At 72.7% G+C, this 1,700-nt stretch carries 1 protein-coding gene and 1 pseudogene; both read right to left on the reverse strand.

What is annotated here, in order from left to right; all coding sequences use genetic code 11:
- A pseudogene (locus tag AB0M20_RS41985) lies at positions 1-959 on the reverse strand (ABC transporter ATP-binding protein); the annotation flags it as partial.
- A 33-nt stretch (positions 960-992) separates the two neighbouring features.
- A partial coding sequence (locus AB0M20_RS41990) for a glycosyltransferase family 4 protein (RefSeq protein ID WP_364306946.1) occupies positions 993-1,700 on the reverse strand: 708 nt, incomplete at its 5' end.

Below are 1,700 nucleotides of genomic sequence, written 5' to 3' on the forward strand. Positions count from 1 at the left end.
GCCGCGCCGCCCGCCGCGAGCTCCATCCGATCGGTCCACAGCAGCCAGAGCAGCATCGCGTAGGTGAGGCCGGTGATGATCCCGCTCACCGCTGTGCCCAGCAGCATGGTCCGCGCGACCGTGTCGGACATCTTGATCTCGCGCCGGGTGACCCGCGTGAGCAGCCCCTGCACCTCCTTGAGCACGAACTCGCGCAGGGTGAACGCCCGCAGCTCCGGCGCGGGCTCGCGGGCGGCCAGCAGATGAGCGAGCATGTACTGCCGCCGGTAGGTGGCGATCAGCGACAGCATGGTGCGCCGCCGCAGCTGAGCGCCCCGGGCGGTGGCCCAGCCCACCGGCACCACCGCGCACACCAGGAACGGCAGCAGCGACGGGTGCAACGCGCCCAACACGCTCACCGCGGCGATCAGGCCGGTCAGGCTGGTGAGCAGCTCGATGCCCAGGTTGACCATCTGCTGGGCGGCCCAGATGCCCTTGTCCCGGGCGCGTTCCATGGCGTCGCGCCACTCCGGGTCGTCGAAGGTGGACAACTCCACCTCGGTGGTGAGCCGCAGCAGCCGCATCTCGGCGACCTCGGCGACCCTGGGCGTGAGGCGGCCGTTGGCGGTGGCCGCGGCCGAGGTCAGCAGTCCGCGCAGCGCGAGCGTCGCGACCAGCAGGATCAGGGAGGGCGCCGCGGCGCGGACGCGTTCCGGGGTGGCGCCCTCGCGCAGCAGCCCGTCGAAGACGCCGACCACGCTGATAAGCCCGATCGCGCTCAGCACACCCGACGCGAGCTGGAGCAGGATCACCGCGATCGTGGTGTGCCGGCCGGCCTCCCAGGCCAGCGACCACGCCGCGCGCAGCAACGACGGCAGCCGCCGGGACATGGCGATCACGCCGGTGTTCGCCGCCTCCTCGGTGGCGGTCAGCCAGTACGGCAGGTCGAGACCGGCGTCGTCCTCGTCGTCCGCAGCCATGACGCCTTGATACGCCACGAACACTCTTTGTGTCTATTGAGATGCGATGAGTGATTGCAGCCGATCGGCCTGCTGCTCCCAGCGCCACTCCCGTTCCACCCAGGCGCGTCCGGCCGCGCCCATCGCCCTCGCCCGGTCGGGATCGGCGAGCAGGCCGGCGACCCGGTCCGCGATGGCCGGCACGTCGCGGCCGCCGACGACATAGCCGGTCTCCCCCTCGATCACCGCGTCGGGCGCGCCCCCGGAGTCGCCGGCCACCACCGGCAGACCGGTCGCGGACGCCTCGAGGTAGACGATGCCGAGGCCCTCGACGTCGAGCCCGGCGGCCCGGGTGCGGCACGGCATCGCGTAGACGTCGCCGGCCGCGTACAGCTGCGGGAGGCCGGACCAGGGCAGCGAGCCGGTGAACACGACGTCGGACGCGACACCCAGGTCACGGGCCAGCCGTTCCAGCTTGGACCGGTACGGGCCACCGCTGCCCAGCAGCAGCGCCGCGCCCGGCACCCGGCGGCGGATCCCGGGCAGCGCGCGGATCAGCATGTCCTGCCCCTTGCGCGGCACCAGCCGGGAGACGCAGACCACGACCGGGCGGTCGGAGAGCCGGTATTTCGCCCTGATCGCGGAACCGTCGGCGTTGGGGTGGAAGGCGTCCACGTCGACCCCGGGTGCCAGCCGCTCCAGCGAGGTGAGGCCGCGCAGGGCCTTGTCGAGGCGCACGCGCTGATACTCCGTCAGGTACGT

The organism is Actinoplanes sp. NPDC051633 (assembly GCF_040681735.1).
GTDB lineage: Bacteria > Actinomycetota > Actinomycetes > Mycobacteriales > Micromonosporaceae > Actinoplanes.